We start from the raw sequence: 22,114 nt of genomic DNA on the forward strand, positions 1-22,114 counted from the left end.
CCTCGCCGCCCTCGGGCAGTTCGAGGTCCCCGCGGATCAGCCAGGCCAGGCGGGCCCGCCCGAGCGCCTCGGGCACGTCGACGTCGCCGTCCGCGTCAGGGGACCCGATCCGGGTCGCGCTCCCCGGCGCGACGCCGGTAGACCGTCCGGGCGCCGCAGAAGCAGCGTCCCGACACGCGCAACCGCCGGCCCGCCACCCCCTAGGACGCAGGCGTTAGCGCCGCGACAACGTCCGCCGCCGACAGCAGCCGCACCCGCGACGCATCCAGCCCCGCCGGACGCAGGGCGAACACCTCACCGCCCTCAGGCACATCGACGTCGCCGTCCAGGCCCGACAGCGCGATCCGCACCGCGAACACCGCCACCGGAACCCCGGCACAACGCCAGTAGGCGCGGGCGCCGGTACGCCCCCTAGGAGGCAGGCGCCGGCGCAAGCGCCGCCACGACGTCCGCCGCCGACAGCAGCCGCACCCGCGCCACGTCCAGCCCCGCCGGGTGCAGGGCGAACGCCTCGCCGCCCTCGGGCAGTTCGAGGTCCCCGCGGATCAGCCAGGCCAGGCGGGCCCGCCCGAGCGCCTCGGGCACGTCGACGTCGCCGTCCGCGTCCGGCGATCCGATGCGCGCCGCGAATCCCCCCACCGGCTCCCCGGCGCGGCGCCGGTACGCCGTCACCGAGGCGTCCGCGTGCCGCAGCAGCACCGTCCCGGCGCGGGCGGCCGCCTGCCACACGGCCAGTTCGCCCAGGCCCACGCGGGCGCCGGCGGCGAATTGGGCGGTCAGGGCCTTGCCGAGCAGGCCGAGGTCGTCCCCGTGCCGCGCGACCGAGTGGTGCGTGCCGGTGACGCCCTTCGTCACGTCCAGCCAGCGCATCGTGCGGTTCACGACGTCGACCACGAATGGCACGCTCGCCCGGGCCGGGCCGGACAGGTCGTAGCGCTGCTCCACGGCGCGGGCGTCGAAGACCGGCCCCCGGTCGCCGGGCAGCTCGCGGACCATGAGCCCGGCGAACGCCTCGGCCAGGGCCTCGAACGGGACGCTGTTGAAAGAGAAGACCACCGCGACCACATGGCGGACCCCGGCGGCCGCGAGCGCGTCCAGGTCGAGGTCCACGAACTCCGCCGCGCCCCGCGGCGCCGGGGCGCTGGTCAGGTCGCCGGAGTGCACGGCGGCGTCCGCCCCGAACCGCAGGCGCGTGTAGTCGCAGTGGCCGACCGCGTTCCACTCGGCGTCGAACAGCGCCGTGGACAGGTCCAGGTCGGTCCGGCCGGACTCCTCGCTCTCCATCCAGTGCAGGAACAGCCGCAGGGTCCGCCCGTCCGGGACGGGCAGTTCGCTGCCGCGCGGCAGCGTGACCAGGGCGCGCGAGGCCGTGCGCTCGGTGAACGGCGCGATCACGCCGTCCAGGCCCGCGTCCACGACGGCGACGTCGGCGGCCTCCCCCTGCGCCGCCCTCCGCAGCACCTCGGCCTCCAGCACGGCGACGGCCCGCGCGACGACGTCGGCCCCGATCGGCAGCCGGTCGTCCTCCACCAAGTGCGCCTTGGCGGTGCCGCCCCTGGGGAAGAACACCCGGGTGGGGACCGCGCGGGGCCGGCTGCGCAGCTCGCCGAGCGCGGACAGCAGCACGGCGGGCGACACCCGCGTCACGGCGGGCTCCAGCGCGGACAGGACGGTGTCGGCGTCCTCGGCGACGGACAGCCGCAGCAGGTGGTCGAGGCGGCGCACGAACTCGCCCGGCCGCTGCGCCAGCAGGACGACGGCCGCCGGCACGTCCATTGCGTGCAGCGCGGCCTCGACCCGGCCCGCCCAGCCGCGCACGCGGACTGTGGTCCCGGTGGCGTCGACCCGCGGGTCCGCGCCGGCCGCCGTCCGCAGGGTCGCGGTCAGCGCGTCGCCGTCCGCGAGCCGGGTGTCGCGCAGTGCCGCGACGGCCAGCGCCGCCCGGGGGAAGCGGTCCGCGTACTCGAAGGGGTGCAGCAGTTCCGCGGCCCGCAGCCACGTGTGCCGGTGCCGGCGCATGTCCTGCACGGCGAGGTCGGGGGCCAGGCCCTCCAGCACCGCGAGCAGGGCGCGCCGCAGCGGCCGGGGCACCGAGACGAAGCGCGGCAGGTCGACCAGGCCGGGGTCGCCGCCGGAGCGCACGGCGAGCAGTCGCAGGATGTCGGTCGCCGTGTCGATGCGGGCGGTCACGGCGGGGACCGTCGTCCCGTGGACGGCGGGGTCCGCCAGCAGCCAGGCCAGGACGCGGGCCTTGGTCTCGCGGCCGGGGATGTGCTCGGGCAGCCAGGAGACGTCCGCCCGGTCGCGGGTCTCCAGCAGTGCCGCCAGGTCGTCGGCGTCCTGCGGGCTCAGGGCGCCGGTCCTGGCGAGGAGCCCGTGGATCTCGCGCACCGCGTCCGCGTCCCGGGCGGCGAGGTCGCCACCGTGGTGCAGGACGCGCAGCCGCTCGGGGAGGGCGCGCCGGCGGCCGCCGAAGCGACGCGGCCGACGCGGCCGCAGGAAGGGGTCGTCGGCGTCGATGCGGCGGTGGCAGACGGGGCACGCGGAGAAGTCCGCGCCGTCGAAGCAGCTCCGGCACACCAGGTGCGCGCAGGGCGAGACGGCGTGGACGGTGCCGTCCGTGCCGCACAGGACGCACGGCTGCTCCGGGTGCTGGAAGAGCAGGGTCAGCACGCGGTCGACGTAGAACGCGAAGGTGTCGGCCGGCGTGCTGGTGGGGAAGTCGCGGAACAGCGGCACGTGCGGCCGGTCCGCGCCGAGCGCCTCGTCGATGTCGTCCAGCAGCGCGCGGCCCGCGGCGGCCAGCGCGGTCTCGCCGCGCCCGGCGAGCGCTTCGCGCAGCGCGGACGACATCAGGTAGCCGCGGTCCAGGAGGTCGGCCTCCAGCAGCGCCGCACCAGCGGCGCTGCCGAGCGACCCGCCCACCGGGGCGGAGGGCAGGTAGACGGCTCCCCGGCGGGCGAGCATGACGGCCGCGAGCGAACGGGGAACGGTCGTGGCGGGTGCGGTCGTGGTCGTGAACATCGCTGTGTCTCCCCCTGGTTGACCTCGGGGCGGGAAGTGGGCGCGCTGAAATGCATCGCAAGAATGCGACTTCGCAGTGAGAAGGAAGCACGCCCGGGGGCCGCCCCGGGTCCGGTCCGGTCGCCGGACCGGTGACGCCGGTTGCGCGCGCGGGGCGGGAAGGGGGTGCACTCGATTCAGTGACAGTGAAGAGAAGGAAGCACACCAGGAGCCGCCCCGCGCTCGACGACCATAACGCCCCGCGCGCCACGGCGCGTTCGAATATTCGTCCCGGGAACGCGCGACGGCGGCGGGTGGCATGGCCACCCGCCGCCGTCGTGCACGAGCCGGGGTCAGCTGCCCGCGAGCAGCTCCCGCACCCGGTCCTGGCCCACGGCCAGCAGCAGGGTGGGCAGCCGGGGGCCGGTGTCCCGGCCGACCAGCAGGTTGTAGAGCAGGGCGAAGAAGGAGCGCTGGGCGGCCTTCAGTTCCGGCGTCGGCTTGGCGTCCGGCGCGAAGCCCGCCTGCGTCTTCGGCACTCCGTAGACCAAGGTGGTCAGCCCGTCCAGCGACCAGTGCTCGGGCAGCCCGTCCACCAGCAGCTTCAGCGCCTCGCGCTCCTCGCCGGACAGCGCCTCCAGGGCCGCCGCGTCGGGCTCGGTGCGGACCCGGGTACGGGCCTCCGGCTCGACGTGGGTGCTGACCCAGTGCTCGGCGCAGTCCAGGCGCGGCCGGGCGTCGTCCAGGGAGGCCAGCGGCCGCTCCTGGTCGAGGTCGCGCAGGATGCGCAGCGTCTGCTCCTCGTCGCCGGTCGTGATGTCCACGACCGAGGCGAGGGTGCGGAAGGACAGCTTGTGAGCGGTGGTCGGGAGCTCCCCGCTCGACGTGCGCGCGGCGCGCGAGTGCACCGCGACGTCGACGGGCGCGGCCGCGCCCTCGGCGACCTTGCGCTCCAGCGCGTCCCACTCGTCGTAGGTGCGGGAGATCTCGTCGCCGAACGAGATGTTGAACGCCTGGTTCGGCCGGCGGCGGGCGTACAGCCAGCGCAGCAGCTGCGGCTCCATGATCTGCAGGGCGTCGGCCGCGATCGGCACACCGCCCTTGGAGCTGGACATCTTGGCCATGCCGCTGATGCCCACGAAGGCGTACATCGGGCCGATGGGCGGCTCGGCGCCGAAGATCTCGCGCACGAGCTGCTGGCCGACCATCCACGAGGAGCCGGGCGACTGGTGGTCGACGCCGGACGGCTCGAAGTCCACGCCCTTGAAGGCCCAGCGCATCGGCCAGTCGACCTTCCACACCAGCTTGCCGCGGTCGAACTCGCTCAGCCGGACCGTCTCGCGGTTGCCGCAGGCCTGGCACTCGTAGGTGAGCTCGGTGGTGTCGTCGTCGTAGGCGACGACCGTGGTCGTGTCCTTGCCGCAGGCCGAGCAGTACGGCTTGTACGGGTAGTACTCGGGGGCCTGCTCCAGCGACGCTTCCTCGTCGTCCTGCTCCTCGCCGCCGGCCTTCTTCTTCGTCCGGTAGCGGCCGAGCACCTCGTCGATCCGGCGGCGCTCGCGCATCGCGTGCAGGATCTGCTCGCGGTAGGTGCCGGAGGTGTACTCGACGGTCTGGCTGATCTCGGTGACCTCGACGCCGAGCGCGGCCAGCGCCTCGCGGAAGGGCGCCTTGAAGTGGTCCGACCAGCTCTCGTACGCGCTGCCCTCGGGCGCCGGGACCGCGGTCAGGGGCTTGCCGATGTGCTCCGCGTACGAGGGGTCGTAACCGGCCGGGACCTTGCGGTACCGGTCGAAGTCGTCCCAGGACAGGATGTGCTCGCAGGGCACGCCGCGCCGCTTGATCTCGTCGGCGACCAGGTGCGGGACCATGATCTCGCGCAGATTGCCCAGGTGGATCGGCCCGGACGGGCTGATCCCGGAAGCGACGGTGATTTTCTTGCCCGGAGCCCGCCGCCCGGCTTCCGCGATGACGTCGTCCGCGAAGCGGGCGACCCAGTCGGCCTCGGTGCTCTGAGCCACTGTCTCGACTTCCTTCCACCAGTGCAGCGGGTAGCTCGGTACCCGGCAATTGTCCCAGAGAAAAATGAGTGGTAGCGCGTGGGATACTGAGGGTTGATCTCTGATCCCTCTCAGGAAGCACCCATCCCATGGCCTCGGTCAACTCGCTTTCCGCCACGATCCAGCAGCGCGTCGCTGACGCCCTCGGTGCCGACCCGTTGCTGCGACGTAGCGACCGGGCCGACTTCCAGGCCAACGGTGTGCTGGGCCTCGCCAAGCGGAACAAAGCGAACCCGCGCGAGCTGGCCGCCGAGGTCGTGGCCGCCCTCCCGAAGGACGACGGGCTCATCGCCGACGTCGAGGTCTCCGGCCCCGGGTTCCTGAACATCACCGTCGCCGACGCCGCGATCACCCGGACGCTGGCCGCCCGGGCCGCCGACGACCGGCTCGGCGTGCCCGCCAAGGCCGACCCCGGCATCACGGTGATCGACTACGCGCAGCCGAACGTGGCCAAGGAGATGCACGTCGGCCACCTGCGGTCCTCCGTGATCGGCGACGCGCTCGTCAAGATCCTGGAGTTCGAGGGCGAGACGGTGGTCCGGCGCCACCACATCGGCGACTGGGGCACCCAGTTCGGCATGCTCATCCAGTACCTGGTCGAGCACCCGCACGAGCTGGACCACGGGGACCGCGACGGCACCGACGCCGCCGAGGAGGCCGGAGAGGCCTCCATGTCGCGCCTCAACCGGCTCTACAAGGCGTCCCGGACGGTCTTCGACTCCGACGACGACTTCAAGACCCGGTCGCGGAAGCGGGTCGTGGACCTCCAGGCGGGCGAGCCGGAGACGCTGGCGATGTGGCAGCGGTTCGTGGACGAGTCGAAGATCTACTTCAACTCGGTCTACGACAAGCTCGACATCGCGATCCGGGACGAGGACGTCGTCGGCGAGTCCGGCTACAACGACATGCTCGTGGAGACCTGCACGCTGCTGGAGAAGTCCGGTGTGGCCGTGCGCTCCAACGGCGCGCTGTGCGTCTTCTTCGACGACATCAAGGGCAAGGACGGCGAGCCCGTCCCGCTCATCGTGCAGAAGGCCGACGGCGGCTTCGGCTACGCCGCGACCGACCTGTCCGCCGTCCGGAACCGCACCGCGGACCTGCACGCGAACACGCTGCTGTACGTGGTCGACTCCCGGCAGGCCCTGCACTTCAAGATGGTCTTCGAGACGGCCAAGCGGGCCGGCTGGCTGACCGACGAGGTCAAGGCGCTGCACATCCCGTTCGGCACCCTGCTCGGCAAGGACGGCAAGCCGTACAAGACCCGGTCCGGTGAGACCTTCCGGCTGGTCGACCTGCTGGACGAGGCGGTGGAGCGGGCCGCGACCGTCATCCGGGAGAAGTCCTCGGAGCTGACGGACGAGGAGGTCGCGGACCGCGCCAAGGAGGTCGGCATCGGCGCGATCAAGTACGCCGACCTGTCGACCTCGCTGGGCCGGGACTACGTCTTCGACCTCGACCGGATGGTCTCGCTCAACGGCGACACGAGCGTGTACCTCCAGTACGCGTACGCGCGGATCCAGTCCATCCTCCGCAAGGCGGGCGACGCGAAGCCGGTCGCCCACCCCGAGCTGCCGCTGGCCCCGGCCGAGAGGACGCTCGGCCTGCTGCTGGACGAGTTCGCGGAGACCCTGGCGGGCGTCTCGGAGACGTACGAGCCGCACAAACTGGCCTCGTACCTCTACGCGCTGGCCTCGGCGTACACCACCTTCTACGACCAGTGCCCGGTCCTGAAGGCCGAGACCCCTGAGCTGCGGGAGAACCGCCTCTTCCTCTGCGACCTGACCGCCCGCACTCTGCGGCAGGGCATGGCGCTGCTCGGCATCCGCACCCCCGAGCGCCTCTGACGCGCCCCGCGTCCGCTCGACGGCGGCCCCGGGAGGAGTCACCACTCCTCCCGGGGCCGCCGTTGTCAGTGGCCGGCCCTAGGTTCACCGTCATGGCGACGCTTCCCAACCAGCTTCCGAAACTCGCGCAGGACCCCTCGGGCCGCTCCCTGGGGCTCGATCTCCCGCTTGGCCGTCTCGTCGACGGGACGAGTGAGGGCACCTGGCACGAACCGCTCCTCTGGCACGCGGACGGGGCCGCCGCACCGGACGCCTGGGGGCAGTTGCTCCCCGCACGCATGTCCGCGGGCCTGCATCCGCTGCTGCTGTCGATGGACGCGGCGCTGCCGGCCACCCGCGAGCTCTCCCCCGGGACGATGTCGTACCCCGGCGACCACGACGCCGAGGACGTCCTGGCCGGATTCTGGGACTTCGAGGAGGACTTCGGCGAGGACGAGGCGGAACTGGTCGCCCCCTTCGGCCGGGAGTGGCCGGGGCTCGCCCCGGCAAGGGAGCCGGCGGCCGATCCGGACGTCCGGGCCGCCGAGGTCGCGGCGTCGGTGGCCGGGGCGGACTGGTTCAAGGACCCCCGAGCGGCCCTTGTCCCCCCGCGGCGCAGCGCCGACATTCCCGCGGCCATCGGCTGGACCGGCCCGCTCAACCACGAGAACGACGTGGCCCGGCTCTGCGCCGTGCTGCGTTCCTGGGAGGACCGCTTCGGCGCGCGGGTGGTGGCCCTCGCCTTCGACGTGCTCGTGCTGTCCGTGGCCGCGCCGCCGGTGGATCGGGCCGAGGCCGAGGCGATCGCAGCGGAGCACTTCGCCTTCTGCCCGGACAACATCACCCAGGGCAGCGGATCCCTGCGTGCCTACGCGAAGTCGCTGCTCGGCGAGCGGTGCTGGACCTTCTGGTGGGACTGAGCACAAAGGCGGGGGCGCCCTCCCCCGAGTCGGAAGGGCGCCCCCGCGATGTCATCCGTCAGCGGTTGTGACCCCAGCGGTGGCCCCAGTGGTGACGGCCGTGGTGACGGTGGTGACGGTGGTGGCCCCAGCGGTCGTGGCGGTGGCCCCGGTCGCGACCCCAACGGTCGCCATAGTCGTGGCCACGGTCGTGCGTCACGTGCGCTGCCGCCTTGGGCGCCACCTCGGTGGCGGCGTTGGCAGCCGTGGCACCACCCATCAGCACGGCGGCCGCGACACCCAGCGCGGCGACAAATCGGGAAGCCCGCATTGCGGTCTCCTTTCTCGGCGGCGCTTGCGCGTCCGCCCCGGTTTGGACACCACGATGCTTCCCGGCGATATGCCCGTTTCATTCGGGATCGCGAGCAAACCCACTTGATGTAACGAAATATCACCTCGATGGGAACCGGAGTACGGCGTGGCGGCGTCACGCGCGTCCGGGCGCCCCCCGGCACCACAAAACCGCAGGTCGCAGGCGTGGAGCGGGCTGTGTATTGCCAGGTCCGCACACCCGCCCTGCGCACAGGTGTCCCGGCCCTGCCCGAGGCCGACGCGTCAGGGCCGTCAAAAAACGCCGCTCAGGGGCCCGTTGGGCCCCGGACGCGGTCAGAGGCGGTTCGCGACCTCGGTCGCCCAGTACGTGAGGATCAGCTGCGCCCCGGCGCGGTGGATCGAGGTCAGGGTCTCCATGATCGCGCGGTCGCGGTCGATCCAGCCGCGCTCCGCCGCGGCCTCGACCATCGCGTACTCACCGCTGATCTGGTACGCCGCGACGGGAACGTCCACGGTCTCGGCGAACTTGGCCAGCACGTCCAGGTAGGGCAGGGCGGGCTTGACCATCACCATGTCGGCGCCCTCGGCGAGGTCGAGCGTGAGCTCGCGCAGCGACTCGCGGAAGTTGGCGGGGTCCTGCTGGTACGTCTTGCGGTCGCCGACCAGGGACGAGCCGACGGCCTCGCGGAAGGGGCCGTAGAACGCGGAGGCGTACTTGGCGGTGTAGGCCAGCACGGAGACGTCCTGGTGGCCCGCGGCGTCCAGCGCGTCGCGGACGACGCCGACCTGACCGTCCATCATGCCGCTGGGGCCGACGACATGGACGCCGGCGTCGGCCTGGACGCGGGCCATCTCGGCGTAGCGTTCCAGGGTGGCGTCGTTGTCGACCCGGCCCTCGGCGTCCAGGACGCCGCAGTGGCCGTGGTCGGTGTGCTCGTCCAGGCACAGGTCGGCCATGACCACCAGCGCGTCGCCGACCTCGGAGACGACGTCGCGGATGGCGACCTGGAGGATGCCGTCCGGGTCGGTGCCGGGGGTGCCGACCGCGTCCTTCTTCTCGTCGAGCGGGACGCCGAAGATCATGATCCCGCCGACGCCCGCCTCGGCGGCCTCGACGGCGGCCTTGCGGAGGGTGTCGCGGGTGTGCTGGACGACGCCGGGCATCGAGGACAGCGGCACGGGCTCGTGAATGCCTTCACGAACGAACACCGGCAGGATCAGCCCGGCCGGGTCGAGGCGGGTCTCGGCGACCATGCGGCGCATCGCCGGCGTGGTGCGCAGTCGGCGCGGACGCGCGCCGGGGAACCGACCGTAACGAGTACCGCTTCCGCTCATGACCGTGTCGCGCCTCTCCGTCGCCGTGGCTTCCGTTCACCACGGTACGCCCGCGACAGGGGTGCTCTTCCCGACCGCGTGTCGGGCTCCGGGCCGTACGCCCGCGGGGCGGCCGGCCGGTCGGGCCGGCCGCCCCGCGGGCGGCGCGAAGGGTGCTCCGGGTCTCAGACCCGGGCGCGGCGGCGCGAGCCGGGGCGGCGCTCGCTGGGCCTGGTGACCGGGTCGCCGGCCGCGAGGGCCGCCTCACGGCGCCGTACGCCGAAGTCGGCCAGGGCCTGCGCCAGCGCCTGCACGGACGGCTCGGGGGCCATCACGTCCACCCGCAGCCCGTGTTCCTCCGCCGTCTTGGCGGTGGCGGGGCCGATGCAGGCGATGACGGTGACGTTGTGCGGCTTGCCGGCGATGCCGACGAGGTTCCGCACCGTGCTGGACGAGGTGAACAGCACCGCGTCGAAGCCGCCGCCCTTGATGGCCTCGCGGGTCTCCGCCGGCGGGGGCGAGGCGCGGACGGTCCGGTAGGCCGTGACGTCGTCGACCTCCCAGCCGAGCTCCACCAGACCCGCCACGAGCGTCTCGGTGGCGATGTCGGCGCGGGGCAGGAAGACCCGGTCGATGGGGTCGAAGACCGGGTCGTAGGGCGGCCAGTCCTCCAGGAGCCCGGCCGCGGACTGCTCGCCGCTGGGCACGAGGTCGGGCTTCACACCGAAGTCCACGAGGGCGCGCGCCGTCTGCTCGCCGACGGCGGCGACCTTGATGCCGGCGAACGCCCGCGCGTCGAGCCCGTACTCCTCGAACTTCTCACGGACCGCCTTGACGGCGTTGACCGAGGTGAAGGCGATCCACTCGTAGCGCCCGGTGACCAGGCCCTTGACGGCGCGCTCCATCTGCTGCGGGGTGCGCGGCGGCTCGACGGCGATCGTGGGCACCTCGTGCGGCACCGCCCCGTAGGAGCGCAACTGGTCCGAGAGGGAGACCGCCTGCTCCTTGGTGCGCGGCACGAGGACCTTCCAGCCGAACAGGGCCTTGGTCTCGAACCAGGAGAGCAGGTCGCGTTGCGTGGTCGGTTCGCCGACCACGGCTATCGCCGCGATGGGGCCCTCCGGGGTGGGGAGCGCCTTGGTGGCCTTCAGCTCGGCGGCGATGGTCGCCAGCGTGGCGGTCCAGGTCCGCTGCCGGGTGGTGGTGCCGGCGACGGTGACGGTGAGCGGGGTGTCGGGCTTGCGCCCGGCGGAGACCAGCTCGGCGGCGTTGGCGGCGACGGTCTGCAAGGTCGTGGAGACCACCACCGTCGCGTCGCTCGCGCCCGCCTCGCTCCAGCAGCGGGTGGAGGCGGTGGCCGCGTCGACGAAGCGCACGTCACCGCTGAGCGGGACACCGGCGTACGCGGGCACGCCGACGGCCGCGGCGACGCCCGGAACCACCTCGAAGGGGATGCCGGCGTGGGCGCAGGCGAGCATCTCGGCGGCGGCCTGGGGGTCGAGTCCAGGGTCGCCCGCGACCGCTCGGACCACCCGCTTGCCGGTGCGCGCGGAGGCCGTGCAAAGCTTGGTCGCGGCGGCCGAAGTGCTCAACTCCCCCTCGGCGACGGCCGGCTGCGCCGTGTCCACGCCTGCCCGGGCGTGCGTGCGCACGACGTCGAGCACGTGCTGGTCGGCGACCAGCAGATCGGCGCGGGCCAGGGCCTCGACGGCCCGCAGGGTGAGCAGACCCGGGTCGCCGGGTCCGGCGCCGAGGAAGGTGATGTGCCCGAGGACCGGAAGGGGCGGTCCGTCGGCAGTGCGGCCGGCGGTGCCGGCGCTGCCGGCGCTGCCTGCCGTGGCGTCGGCGGCGGTCGTGGTGTTGGTCGCTGCGGCGGCGGTGGGGCTCAAAGTACGCGCTCCCCCATAAGACCGGCCGCACCCTTGGCGAGCATCTCGTCGGCGAGCTCGCGGCCCATGGCCGAAGCTTCCTCGCGAGAGACGGGGGTGGGACCAGTGATGGACATCTGCACCAGCGAGGAGCCGTCGGTGGTCCCGACGACACCGCGCAGGCGCAGCTCGGTGATGTGCCCGTCGGCACCTTCGTAGGCGGGCTCGGCCAGCGCGCCCACGGGCGCGGAGCAGCCGGCCTCCAGGGCGGCGAGCAGTGCGCGCTCGGCGGTCACGGCGGCCCGGGTGAACGGGTCGTCGAGCCCGGCGAGCACGGCGGCGAGCTCTGCGTCGGCCGCAGAGCACTCGACGGCCAGCGCCCCCTGTCCGGGGGCGGGCAGCACGACGTCGGGGGAGATCAGCTCGGTGACCTCGGACAGGCGCCCCAGCCGGCTCAGCCCGGCCGCGGCCAGGACGACGCCGTCGAGGTCGCCCGAGGCAACGTATCCGATGCGCGTGTCCACGTTGCCGCGGATCGGCACGGTCTCGATGCGCACGCCGAGCGAGCGGGCCCAGGCGTTCAGCTGGGCCGCGCGGCGCGGCGAGCCGGTGCCGATGCGGGCACCGCGCGGGTCCGTGGCGAGCTGCTCGAAGGTCAGGCCGTCGCGGGCCACCAACGCGTCCCGCGAATCCTCGCGGGACGGGATCGCGGCCAGCGTCAGCCCTTCGGCGTCGCCGGTGGGCAGGTCCTTCAGGGAGTGGACGGCGAAGTCGATCTCCCCGCCCAGCAGCGCGTCGCGCAGCGCGGAGACGAACACCCCGGTGCCGCCGATCTGCGCCAGGTGCTCGCGGGAGACGTCGCCGTAGGTGGTGACCTCCACCAGTTCCACGTCGCGGCCGGTGAGCCGGCGCACCTGGTCGGCTACCAGTCCCGACTGCGTCATCGCCAGCGCGCTGCGCCGGGTTCCCAGTTTCAGTGCGGTGGGCCTTGTCATGCCCGCCCTCGATTCGGTTCAGTCGTGACGGCCCCGGTCGACGCGGCCGGTGACGGGACCACCGGTACGGCCGGGGAGTCGGCCCGGCTGACGGCGGCGACCGCCTGCGGGTCCAGGTCGAAGAGTTCGCGCAGCGCGTCAGCGTACCCGGCTCCGCCGGGTTCGCCCGCAAGCTGCTTGACCCGCACGGTGGGCGCGTGGAGGAGTTTGTCCACGACGCGGCGCACGGTCTGGGTCACCTCGGCGCGTTCGCGCTCGTCCAGACCGGGCAGCCGGCCGTCGAGTCGGGCGAGCTCGGTGGCGACCACCTCGGCGGCCATCGCGCGCAGCGCGACGACGGTCGGCGTGATGTGCGCGGCGCGCTGGGCGGCGCCGAACGCCTCGACCTCTGCGGAAACGATCTTTCGGACCTGGTCGACGTCCGCCGCCATCGGGGCGTCGGCCGCGGCCGTGCCGATGGTCTCCAGGTCGGTGAGATGTGCTCCGTCGATGGCGTGCACCAGCGGGTCGATGTCCCGCGGCAGCGCCAGGTCGAGCATGCCGATGGGCGCGGCCGGCCCGCCGGCGGCGCGCAGGGCGCGGGTCAGGGTGGCGCGGGCGACCGTGTCGGCGGTCAGCACCAGGCCGGTCGCGCCGGTGCAGGACACCACGATGTCGGCCTGCGGCAGTTCGGCGGCCAGGTCGTCCATGGGCGCCGCGCGGCCGCCGACGGACTCGGCCAGCCGCTCGGCGCGCTCGTGCGTGCGGTTGACGACCACGATCTCGCCGGCTCCGGCCCGGGCCAGCGTCGCGGCGGCGAGCGAGCTCATCGAGCCCGCGCCGACGACCAGCGCGCGCTTGCCCCTGCCCCACTCGGCGAAGCCGGTGCCGCCGATGGCCTGTGCCATCTGGTCCAGGCCGAAGGTGACCAGCGACTGCCCGGCCCGGTCGATCCCGGTCTCGGAGTGGGCCCGCTTGCCGACCCGCAGCGCCTGCTGGAACAGGTCGTTCAGGGTCCGCCCGGCGGTGTGCAGCTCCTGGCCGAGGCCGAGCATGTCCTTGATCTGGGCGAGGATCTGGCCCTCGCCGACGACCATGGAGTCCAGGCCGCAGGCGACCGAGAACAGGTGGTGGACGGCCCGGTCCTCGTAGTGGACGTACAGGTGCGGGGTGAGCTCGTCCAGCCCGACGCCGCTGTGCCGGGCGAGGAGCGTGGACAGCTCGGCGACCCCGGCGTGGAACTTGTCGACGTCCGCGTACAGCTCGATGCGGTTGCAGGTCGACAGCACCGCCGCCTCACTGGCCGGCTCCGCGGCCAGCACGTCGTGCAGCAGATCGGCCTTGGTGTCCTCGGCGAGCGCGGCCCGCTCCAGGACGCCGACCGGGGCGGTGCGGTGGCTCAGCCCGACCACGAGGAGGCTCATGCCGGCATCACGGCGGGGACGTCCCCGTCAGGTCCCGGGCGGTCGCCGTCGCGGGCCGCCTTCGCCGCCACCGGGGGAGCCGCGAGAGCGCCCTCCAGCTCCTCGCCGGCCTTGCGCTGCTCGTGGAAGGCGAGGATCTGCAGTTCGATGGAGAGGTCGACCTTGCGGACGTCGACCCCGTCGGGGACGGTCAGCACGGTCGGGGCGAAGTTCAGGATCGAGGTGACCCCGGCGGTCACCAGGCGGTCGCAGACCTCCTGGGCGGCACCGGCGGGTGTGGTGATCACGCCGATGGACACGTGGTTGTCCCGCACGATGGACTCCAGCTCGTCCGCGTGCCGCACCGGCAGCCCCGCGATCGGCCGGCCCGTGAGCGCTGCGTCCGCGTCGATGAGCGCGGCGATGCGGAAGCCGCGGGAGGCGAAGCCGCCGTAGTTGGCGAGCGCGGCGCCGAGATTGCCCATACCGACGATCACGACCGGCCAGTCCTGGGTCAGGCCCAGCTCGCGGGAGATCTGGTACACGAGGTACTCGACGTCGTAGCCGACACCGCGGGTTCCGTAGGAACCGAGGTACGAGAAGTCCTTGCGGAGCTTGGCGGAGTTCACCCCGGCCGCCGCCGCGAGTTCCTCCGACGACACCGTGGGCACCGATCGCTCGGAGAGCGCGGTCAGGGCCCGCAGGTACAGCGGGAGCCTGGCGACGGTGGCCTCGGGAATCCCTCGGCTCCGAGTCGCCGGTCGGTGAGTTCGGCCAGTTGCCACGATGCTCCTGCGGGTAGAGCTGGGCTGCGGACGGCATCCCTCGATGGGGCCGCCCCGTACACGCCAGGCTATGTCTTTGTGAACGCGTGCACAAAGATGGTGTCCGATTTGCCCTGGGGAAGTGACCGGCATCACGCGCCCCCATTACGGACAGAAGAAGCCACCTTTTGTACAGGAACGTTCCGCATCAGCGGTCGCTCCGTACCCCTGCGCTCCACCCAGGGCGTGTCCGTCCCCGCGAGCCGCGGCCACTCGACCCCGGCGGCGCGCGCCAGCTCCTGTTCCGCGTGCGCGGGCCACTGCGGGAGCTCCCGGACGTACGCGGTGAACAGCCGGGCGGTCGCCCGCGCGTCGCCGAGCGCGGTGTGCGCCGACCAGCCGGTCAGCCCGGCCGCCTCGGCGCACGCCCGCAGGCTCAGGCCCCGCGGCACGGGCTCGCGCTGCGCCGCCATGCGCATGGTGCACAGCTCCGGCACCTCGGGGAACCGGATGCCGATGCGGCCGTACTCCGCCGCCAGGAACGCCCGGTCGCAGCCCACGTTGTGCCCGACCAGCACCCGGCCGCGCAGCAGGGCGAGCAGCCCGGGGGCGATCTGGGAGAACAGCGGCGCGCGGGCCGCCTCGACATGGTGGGACTCGATGCCGTGGATGTGGGTGGGGCCGACCGGGCCCTCGGGGTCCACCAGGGTCGAGAACTCGCCCTGCGCGACGAAATCGCGGTCCATCAGAACGACCGCCAGCTCGACCACGCGGTTCCGCCGCGAGCTCGAACCGGTGGCCTCGACGTCCACGACGGCATAGCCGCCGCGCGTCGCAAGCCTGCCCGGGAGCACGCCGTCACCATCCTTACGTACATACCCCCGCAGCACACAAAACGCCTTGATGGTAATCGAGCACACGCGCCCAGAGGAACACGCGCAAATCACCCACCCGTGGCCCCGGGGGCCTCAGAGGCCCAGCCCGCGGCGCAGCCGGGCCTCGTCGACACGCCAGAACGTGTGCTGTTCCCCGTCGATCAGGACGACCGGGATCTGCTCCCAGTACGCGCGGTGCAGCTCCTCGTCCTGGGTGATGTCGCGCTCCTCGAAGCGGCAGCCGGCCTCCGCGACCACCTTCCCGACGACCGCGCGGGCGTCGTCGCACAGGTGGCAGCCGGGCTTCGTGATCAGCGTGACCGTGCGGGAGGCGGGATCGACGGGGGCTGCGGGGGCTGCGGGAACCGCGGCGTCCTGGCGGGGGCCGCGTCCGAACAGGGGACTCATGCCGGCCATTCTGCCCGCGCCCGGCGTCAACCGGCCGTGACGGGAGTAACACTTCTGTCGCTCGGAGTTCATTCACCTGCTCCATCTGAGCACCGGAAGTGCCCAACAGACTGGCTATGCTCGCCCCATGGCCGCTCTGCGATGGCTCACCCCCCGTAAGCGCTCCGCCACCGCACGCAGCGTGCTGGCGGGCGAGGCCGCGGCCGAGGCCGCCCTCGCGGCACCCGTGGCGAAGAAGCCGGCACGGACCGCGCTCCCCGCGTTCCCGGTCGTCGGCGATCCCCACGCGGCCGCCTTCTTCGACCTGGACAACACGGTCATGCAGGGCGCGGCGATCTTCCACTTCGGACGCGGTCTGTACAAGAGGAAGTTCTTCCGCAGCCGCGACCTGGCGCGCTTCGCGTGGCAGCAGGCCTACTTCCGCATCGCCGGGTCCGAGGACCCCGAGCACATGCAGGACGTGCGCGAGAGCGCGCTGTCGATCGTCAAGGGGCACCGCGTCGAGGAGCTCATGTCGATCGGCGAGGAGATCTACGACGAGTACATGGCGGGCAAGATCTGGCCCGGCACCCGCGCGCTCGCCCAGGCCCACCTGGACGCCGGGCAGCGGGTGTGGCTGGTCACCGCCGCGCCCGTCGAGACCGCCACGATCATCGCCCGGCGGCTCGGCCTGACCGGCGCCCTGGGCACCGTCGCCGAGCACGTCGACGGGATCTACACCGGCCGGCTGGTCGGCGAGCCGCTGCACGGCCCGGCGAAGGCCGAGGCGGTCCGGGCGCTCGCCGCGGCCGAGGGACTCGAACTGTCGCGCTGCGCCGCGTACAGCGATTCGTCGAACGACATCCCGATGCTGTCGTTGGTCGGACATCCATATGCGATCAATCCCGATACGCGGCTGCGCAAACACGCGCGCGAAATGGGCTGGCGGTTGCGCGACTACCGCACCGGCCGCAAGGCCGCGAAAATCGGCATTCCGGCGGCCGCCGGGGTCGGGGCGGTCGCGGGCGGTGCCGCCGCCGCGGTGGCCCTGCAGCGCCGCCGCCGCTGAGCATCGGCCCCGGTCCGGGGCCGATGCGCGACACACCGTTGTACCCCTCTGGCGTCCCGTCAGTCGCCACATGACCACACAGCCACAACACGCTCTCCACGCGAGCATTTCACGACGCTATGTGGTCAAGTACGTTTCGATGTTCGATAATTGATCGATCACCATTCCGCCAGAGAGTGGGCGGAACCGGCGATTTCAGCAACTCGGTGTAGCGTCGCCTGTACGAAGCGTTATTCTCCTCAAACGCAAGCCGGTTCCCACGCGTCGCTACGACGAGTGAACGGTTCCGTACTGCACGTGATGGAAGTTCTGCCTCTGGGAGTCCCGTGTACCCACACACCGGGGTTGACGCCTCTGGCCTGGCTACGCTGCGCGCACTGGTGGCTGAGCACCTGCTGCGCGTTGTCCCCGCGTACGCCGTGCCCGTGCCAGCACTCGCCGCAGCAGTGCCCGCCGGCCCCGCGCTGGCGACCTATGCGCTCGCCGACGGCCGGGCGGCGGTCGGCAGACGTGCCCGCAGCACCTCGCAGACCGCACGGTCCTCGGGCGCCTCCACGCGCCGGCCCGCGTCCGACACCGACAGCGGGCGGATGATGGACCTGGTCGAACGCGCCCAGGCCGGGGAGACCGAGGCCTTCGGGCGGCTGTACGACCACTACTCCGACACCGTGTACCGCTACATCTACTACCGCGTCGGGGGCAAGGCGACCGCCGAGGACCTCACCAGCGAGACCTTCCTGCGCGCGCTGCGCCGGATCGGCACGTTCACCTGGCAGGGCCGCGACTTCGGCGCCTGGCTGGTGACCATCGCGCGCAACCTGGTCGCCGACCACTTCAAGTCCAGCCGCTTCCGGCTGGAGGTGACCACCGGGGAGATGCTCGACGCCAACGAGGTCGAGCCCAGCCCGGAGGACTGCGTCCTGGAGTCGCTGTCCAACGAGTCGCTGCTCCGCGCGGTGCGCAAGCTCAACCCCCAGCAACAGGAGTGCGTGACCCTGCGCTTCCTGCAGGGCCTGTCCGTCGCCGAGACGGCACGCATCATGGGGAAGAACGAAGGCGCGATCAAGACCCTGCAGTACCGGGCCGTACGGACCCTCGCCCGGCTGCTTCCCGACGACGCGCGATGAACGCCATGGATGGGACTTCATCTTGCGACTGGCTTCACGGTCCGATCATCATGAGTGCGCAACCCTGGGCGTAACCCTGGGCGTACGGCGCTCGTTGCATCACATGCGGACCCCCCACTGCCGTGCCCTGCCCGCTTCCGATCACTCGATCGGGTGGAAGGGCTCAAGGTGTGGAACCTTGCAGGCACAACGGGGAGTCGAGGTGGATGACGAGAGGAGGTGCCGCCCGTGATCGCGAACCCAACGGCGCACCGGCGGGCGAACGCCTTCGCCGACGCCCTTGAGGACGACGGCCAACAGGCGCACGCCGGCGAGCAGCACGGCGCCCACGCCGCGGACCGGCATGCGGATCCGGATCAGGGACGGCTTCTGGCCCTGGCGGACGCCCTGGAGGACGTTCCGCGGCCGACGCTGGACCCCGAGGCCAAGACCGTGCAACGTGCCCAGCTGATCGCGGCGATGGAAGCCGCGCTCGCCGACGGCACGCTGACGGTCCCGGAGCAACGCGACGGCGGCCGCGGCGCACACCGCGCGGGCGGCCGTGGCATGGGCAAACTGAGGCCCCGCTCCGCGTGGTCGCGCCGGCTGGCCGCCGGCGGGCTGTCGGTGGGCGTGGCGGCCGGTGCCTTCGGCGGCGTGGCCGCCGCCAGCACCGACGCGCTGCCCGGTGACACGCTGTACGGCCTCAAGCGGGGCATGGAGGACATGCGCCTCAACCTCGCCGACGACGACGCCGACCGCGGCAAGGTCTATCTCGACCTCGCCTCCACCCGGCTCCAGGAGGCCCGCCGCCTCATGGAGCGCGGGCGCGGCGGCCAGCTCGACGACGAGTCGGTGGGCGAGATCCGCCGGGCGCTGTCCGGGATGCAGCAGGAGGCCACCGAGGGCCACCGGCTGCTCACCGCCGCGTATCGCAAGGACGGCTCCCTGCGGCCGATGGAGACGCTCTCCGCGTTCTCCAGCAACCACCGCAAGGGCTGGACCGAGCTGCGCGACCGGCTGCCCAACAAGCTCAGCGACGTCGGCAACAAGGTCACCTCGGTCTTCGACGCCATAGAGCAGGAAGTCGCCCCGCTGCAGAAGCTGCTGCCCCCCGCCGCCACCGCGGTCGACGGGCGCAACGGCACCCCCAGCAGCGGCGCCCGTTCCGGCAGCGGCACGCGGGGCCCGTCCCCCTCGTCGAGCGACTCCGCGAGCGACCGCTCCGTCGAGCGCGGTACGGAGAAGGCCAGCCCGTCGGCGTCCAAGAGCTCCGACGGCGGCTTCATCGGCGGCACGGACGGACTGCTCAACCCTCCGGCGAGCAGCGGCAGCCCGTCCAGCGGCTCCGGCGAGACGGCACAGCCGTCCGTCACGCTTCCCCCGCTGCTGCCGGGTCTCCTCCCGGGCCTCGGCCTGGGCACGGAGGACGACCACGGCGAGTAGCCGGCCGATCGGCGCACGGCAAGGGCCGGTGTCCGGGATTCGTCCCGGGCACCGGCCCTTGCCGTGTGCCGATCCCTGGCCGCCGCCGTTGCGCACGCCGCGGCAGGACCTCAGAAGAACACCGAACGCCGCTGCACCAGCAGCTTGTAGAGCGTGTGCTGAATCGTTTCCCGTACCTGGTCGGTGAGGTTGAAGACCAGCATCGGGTCCTCCGCCGCCTCCGGCGCGTAGCCGTCCGTGGCGATCGGCTCGCCGAACTGGATGGTCCACTTGGTCGGCAGCGGCACCAGCCCGAGCGGCCCGAGCCACGGGAAGGTCGGTGTCATCGGGAAGTACGGGAAGCCCAGCAGCCGCGCCGCGGTCTTCGCGTTGCCGATCATCGGGTAGATCTCCTCCGCGCCCACGATGGAGCACGGCACGATCGGCACCCGGGTCTTCAGCGCGGTCGCCACGAAGCCGCCCCGCCCGAAGCGCTGCAACTTGTAGCGCTCCGAGAACGGCTTGCCGAGCCCCTTGAAGCCCTCCGGCATCACACCGACGACCTCGCCGCGCTCCAGCAGCCGCTGCGCGTCCTCGGCGCAGGCCAGGGTGTGCCCGGCCTTGCGCGCCAGTTCGTTCACCAGCGGCAGCACGAAGACCAGGTCCGCCGCGAGTAGGCGCAGATGCCGCCCCGCCGGATGGTTGTCGTGGACGGCGACCTGCATCATCAGCCCGTCCAGCGGCAGCGTCCCGGAGTGGTTGGCCACCACCAGGGCGCCGCCCTCGGCCGGGATGTTCTCGATGCCCTTCACCTCGACGCGGAAGTACGACTCGTACAGCGGCCGCAGCAGCGACATGAGCAACTGGTCGGTGAGGTCCTCGTCGTAGCCAAAGTCGTCGACCTCGTAGTCCCCGGTGACGCGGCGGCGCAGGAAGGCCAGGCCGTGCGCCACCCGGCGCTCCCAGGGACCGCCGAGCAGCCGGTCGGCGGCCTGGCCGAGCGCGGCGACCAGCGGTCCGCCGGCGGCGGCCGGCCGCGTGCCGTCGTGCGCCTCCTCCGGGGTGGGGCCGGTCGCCCCGGCGTCCGGGCCGGCGGCCGCGGCGGGCCGGACGGGGTCCTCCGGTCCGGCGGCGGCCTGGTCCCGTACGGTGCTGTCCTCGACCGGCAGTGCGGCCAGCGCGTTCGCGCCGGAGGCCTCAACCGGCTTGCGGGCGGCCGTCCGTCCCCGCGGCCGCGACGCCCCCCTCCGCGTTCGCGTGTCCTCGTCGAACGGGATGACCTTGGCATCCGCCATGGCGCGGTTCCTCCTCGCAGGAGTGCTCACAAGCTCAGTTCTCAGGGCCGCCCGCGGGCACCAGCGCGGCGAGCCGGTCCACGGTACGGGCGAGCAGTTCGGGCGGAAGCAGCCCCGGGCCGCGGCTGCGGGCGAAGTCGCTGAAGGTCTCGGCGGTGGTGTACTTCGGGGTGAAGCCGAGAGTCTCGCGCATCTGCGTCGTGTCCACCACCCTGCCATGGGTGAGCAGCCGGATCTGCTCGCGCGAGAAGTCGGTGACCCCGGCCGTGCGCAGCATCTGCCCCACCCAGGTGACCGCGGGCAGCAGCACCGGCACGGTGGGCTTGCCGAGCCGCCGGGCCGTCTGCGACAGCAGCAGCACCCCGTCGCCGGCGATGTTGAACGTGCCACTGTTGATGGTGCCGTTGCCCTCGTCGCGCAGGGCCAGCAGCAGGACGTCCATGACGTCGTCCTCGTGGACGAACTGCAGCCGCGGGTCGTACCCGAGCACGGTCGGCAGCACCGGCAGCGCGAAGTACTCCGCCAGCGGCGTGTCGGCGTGCGGGCCCAGGATGTTCGCGAAGCGCAGCACCGAGACGGCCACGTCCGGACGGCGCCGGGCGAAGCCCCGCACATAGCCCTCGACTTCCACGGCGTCCTTGGCAAAGCCGCCGGTGGGCAGCGACTTCCCGGGCATGGACTCGGTGAAGACCGCCGGGTCGCGCGGGGCCGATCCGTACACGCTCGTCGTGGACTTGACCACCAGGCGCCGCACGGTCGGGGCCTTCTGGCAGGCGCCGAGCAGCTGCATGGTGCCGATGACGTTGGTCTCCTTGACCGCCGCGCGGCTGTTGCGGCCCGGCAGCGTCCCGCTGACGTCCATGTGCACCACGGTGTCCACGGAGTGCTCGGCGAGCACCTTCGCGATCATCGGATGCCGGATGTCGGCGCGCACGAACTCGGCACCGTCCAGCTGATGCTCCGGCGGCAGCACATCGACACCGACCACCCGGTCGACATCGGGTTCACGCATGATCCGTCGTACCAGCCGGCCGCCGAGCTGGCGGGCGACCCCCGTCACGAGCACCACTTTGCCCAAGATCAGCGCCTTCCTACTTACCGCATATACGCACCGTATCGGTTCGATGTTGCGCCGTGATGACGCTCGACCGTACGAACACCGTCAGGGCGGTCAAGGAGATCCCAGGATGCCGGGCCGATCCGGCCCGCAATCGGGCGGTACCGCTCCCCGTCACGGCTGCCCTGCCGCCCGCACCGGAAACGCCACTGCCCTCTCTCCACCGCGGACGGCGGTGGGGAGAGGGCAGTGGGAAGAGCGACGCGCAGCTCGACTACTTCTTGTTACGGCGCTGCACACGCGTCCGCTTCAGCAGCTTGCGGTGCTTCTTCTTGGCCATACGCTTGCGCCGCTTCTTGATGACAGAGCCCACGACTACCCTCGCTTCGTTTTCACTCGGTGCGGGGCGTCCGAGCCCACACGACCTACGTCGGCCAAGCCTACCCGCCCGGGGGCACC

General features: G+C 72.6%; 19 protein-coding genes. 5 read left to right on the top strand and 14 right to left on the bottom strand.

What is annotated here, in order from left to right; genetic code table 11:
- Positions 1-200 precede the first annotated feature (200 nt).
- From ABZ883_RS39000 to lysS, 3 genes are all read right to left on the bottom strand, one after another.
- A complete protein-coding gene (locus ABZ883_RS39000) occupies positions 201-365 on the bottom strand; it encodes a hypothetical protein (RefSeq protein WP_360915566.1) in 165 nt (54 codons plus the stop codon).
- Positions 366-411: 46 nt separating this feature from the next.
- On the bottom strand, positions 412-3,024 hold the full coding sequence (locus tag ABZ883_RS39005; RefSeq protein ID WP_360915569.1) for an MXAN_6230/SCO0854 family RING domain-containing protein: 2,613 nt from the start codon (positions 3,022-3,024) through the stop codon (positions 412-414).
- A 332-nt stretch (positions 3,025-3,356) separates the two neighbouring features.
- Positions 3,357-5,024 carry a lysine--tRNA ligase gene (gene lysS, locus ABZ883_RS39010; RefSeq protein ID WP_360915572.1) on the bottom strand — a complete coding sequence of 556 codons (1,668 nt, stop codon included), beginning with the start codon at positions 5,022-5,024 and terminating at the stop codon, positions 3,357-3,359.
- A gap of 128 nt (positions 5,025-5,152) precedes the next feature.
- Here lysS and argS point away from each other — a divergent pair, with 128 nt between their 5' ends.
- Both argS and ABZ883_RS39020 read left to right on the top strand, forming a co-directional pair.
- Positions 5,153-6,907, top strand: a complete 1,755-nt coding sequence (gene argS / locus ABZ883_RS39015; protein ID WP_360915575.1) for an arginine--tRNA ligase — start codon at positions 5,153-5,155, stop codon at positions 6,905-6,907.
- A 92-nt stretch (positions 6,908-6,999) separates the two neighbouring features.
- Positions 7,000-7,806 carry a DUF4253 domain-containing protein gene (locus tag ABZ883_RS39020; protein ID WP_360915578.1) on the top strand — a complete coding sequence of 269 codons (807 nt, stop codon included), beginning with the start codon at positions 7,000-7,002 and terminating at the stop codon, positions 7,804-7,806.
- 58 nt (positions 7,807-7,864) lie between these two features.
- Here the strand turns inward: ABZ883_RS39020 and ABZ883_RS39025 are convergent, their stop codons facing one another.
- The 8 genes from ABZ883_RS39025 to ABZ883_RS39060 form a co-directional block, all read right to left on the bottom strand.
- On the bottom strand, positions 7,865-8,116 hold the full coding sequence (locus ABZ883_RS39025) for a hypothetical protein (RefSeq protein WP_360915581.1): 252 nt from the start codon (positions 8,114-8,116) through the stop codon (positions 7,865-7,867).
- Positions 8,117-8,451: 335 nt separating this feature from the next.
- Positions 8,452-9,453 (bottom strand): porphobilinogen synthase, encoded by a 1,002-nt coding sequence (gene hemB, locus ABZ883_RS39030; RefSeq protein WP_360915584.1) that lies wholly within the window; start codon positions 9,451-9,453, stop codon positions 8,452-8,454.
- A 164-nt stretch (positions 9,454-9,617) separates the two neighbouring features.
- Positions 9,618-11,195 (bottom strand): uroporphyrinogen-III synthase, encoded by a 1,578-nt coding sequence (locus tag ABZ883_RS39035; RefSeq protein WP_360915632.1) that lies wholly within the window; start codon positions 11,193-11,195, stop codon positions 9,618-9,620.
- Positions 11,196-11,317: 122 nt separating this feature from the next.
- Positions 11,318-12,295 carry a hydroxymethylbilane synthase gene (hemC, locus tag ABZ883_RS39040; RefSeq protein WP_360915587.1) on the bottom strand — a complete coding sequence of 326 codons (978 nt, stop codon included), beginning with the start codon at positions 12,293-12,295 and terminating at the stop codon, positions 11,318-11,320.
- The gene (locus ABZ883_RS39045; protein ID WP_360915590.1) at positions 12,292-13,698 is read right to left on the bottom strand and encodes a glutamyl-tRNA reductase; all 1,407 of its coding nucleotides are present in this window, start codon (positions 13,696-13,698) and stop codon (positions 12,292-12,294) included. Before ABZ883_RS39045 ends, hemC begins: the two co-directional genes overlap by 4 nt.
- Complete coding sequence (locus tag ABZ883_RS39050) at positions 13,695-14,462, bottom strand: redox-sensing transcriptional repressor Rex (RefSeq protein WP_360915593.1); 768 nt, start codon at positions 14,460-14,462, stop codon at positions 13,695-13,697. The genes ABZ883_RS39045 and ABZ883_RS39050 overlap by 4 nt, the downstream gene beginning before the upstream one ends.
- Before the next feature lie 131 nt (positions 14,463-14,593).
- On the bottom strand, positions 14,594-15,295 hold the full coding sequence (locus tag ABZ883_RS39055; protein WP_360915596.1) for a 3'-5' exonuclease: 702 nt from the start codon (positions 15,293-15,295) through the stop codon (positions 14,594-14,596).
- Between the two features lie 114 nt (positions 15,296-15,409).
- Positions 15,410-15,724 carry a glutaredoxin family protein gene (locus tag ABZ883_RS39060; RefSeq protein WP_360915599.1) on the bottom strand — a complete coding sequence of 105 codons (315 nt, stop codon included), beginning with the start codon at positions 15,722-15,724 and terminating at the stop codon, positions 15,410-15,412.
- A 127-nt stretch (positions 15,725-15,851) separates the two neighbouring features.
- Between ABZ883_RS39060 and ABZ883_RS39065 the strand changes: the two genes are divergently transcribed.
- The 3 genes from ABZ883_RS39065 (at position 15,852) to ABZ883_RS39075 (ending at position 19,324) form a co-directional block, all read left to right on the top strand.
- Entirely contained in the window at positions 15,852-16,772 is a 921-nt protein-coding gene (locus tag ABZ883_RS39065) for an HAD-IB family hydrolase (RefSeq protein WP_360915602.1), read from the top strand.
- 326 nt (positions 16,773-17,098) lie between these two features.
- Positions 17,099-17,899 carry an ECF subfamily RNA polymerase sigma factor, BldN family gene (locus ABZ883_RS39070; RefSeq protein ID WP_360915604.1) on the top strand — a complete coding sequence of 267 codons (801 nt, stop codon included), beginning with the start codon at positions 17,099-17,101 and terminating at the stop codon, positions 17,897-17,899.
- A 228-nt stretch (positions 17,900-18,127) separates the two neighbouring features.
- Positions 18,128-19,324, top strand: coding sequence for a DUF5667 domain-containing protein (locus tag ABZ883_RS39075; RefSeq protein WP_360915607.1), 1,197 nt, complete (start codon positions 18,128-18,130; stop codon positions 19,322-19,324).
- Between the two features lie 110 nt (positions 19,325-19,434).
- Here the strand turns inward: ABZ883_RS39075 and ABZ883_RS39080 are convergent, their stop codons facing one another.
- The 3 genes from ABZ883_RS39080 to ABZ883_RS39090 form a co-directional block, all read right to left on the bottom strand.
- Complete coding sequence (locus tag ABZ883_RS39080; protein WP_360915610.1) at positions 19,435-20,598, bottom strand: lysophospholipid acyltransferase family protein; 1,164 nt, start codon at positions 20,596-20,598, stop codon at positions 19,435-19,437.
- A gap of 34 nt (positions 20,599-20,632) precedes the next feature.
- Positions 20,633-21,676, bottom strand: coding sequence for an NAD-dependent epimerase/dehydratase family protein (locus tag ABZ883_RS39085; protein ID WP_360915613.1), 1,044 nt, complete (start codon positions 21,674-21,676; stop codon positions 20,633-20,635).
- A gap of 253 nt (positions 21,677-21,929) precedes the next feature.
- Positions 21,930-22,028: an AURKAIP1/COX24 domain-containing protein gene (locus ABZ883_RS39090; protein WP_003948845.1), complete on the bottom strand. Its 99-nt coding sequence runs from the start codon at positions 22,026-22,028 to the stop codon at positions 21,930-21,932.
- Between the last annotated feature and the right edge of the window lie 86 nt (positions 22,029-22,114).

Source organism: Streptomyces sp. NPDC046977, assembly GCF_040644455.1.
Taxonomy (GTDB): Bacteria; Actinomycetota; Actinomycetes; order Streptomycetales; family Streptomycetaceae; genus Actinacidiphila.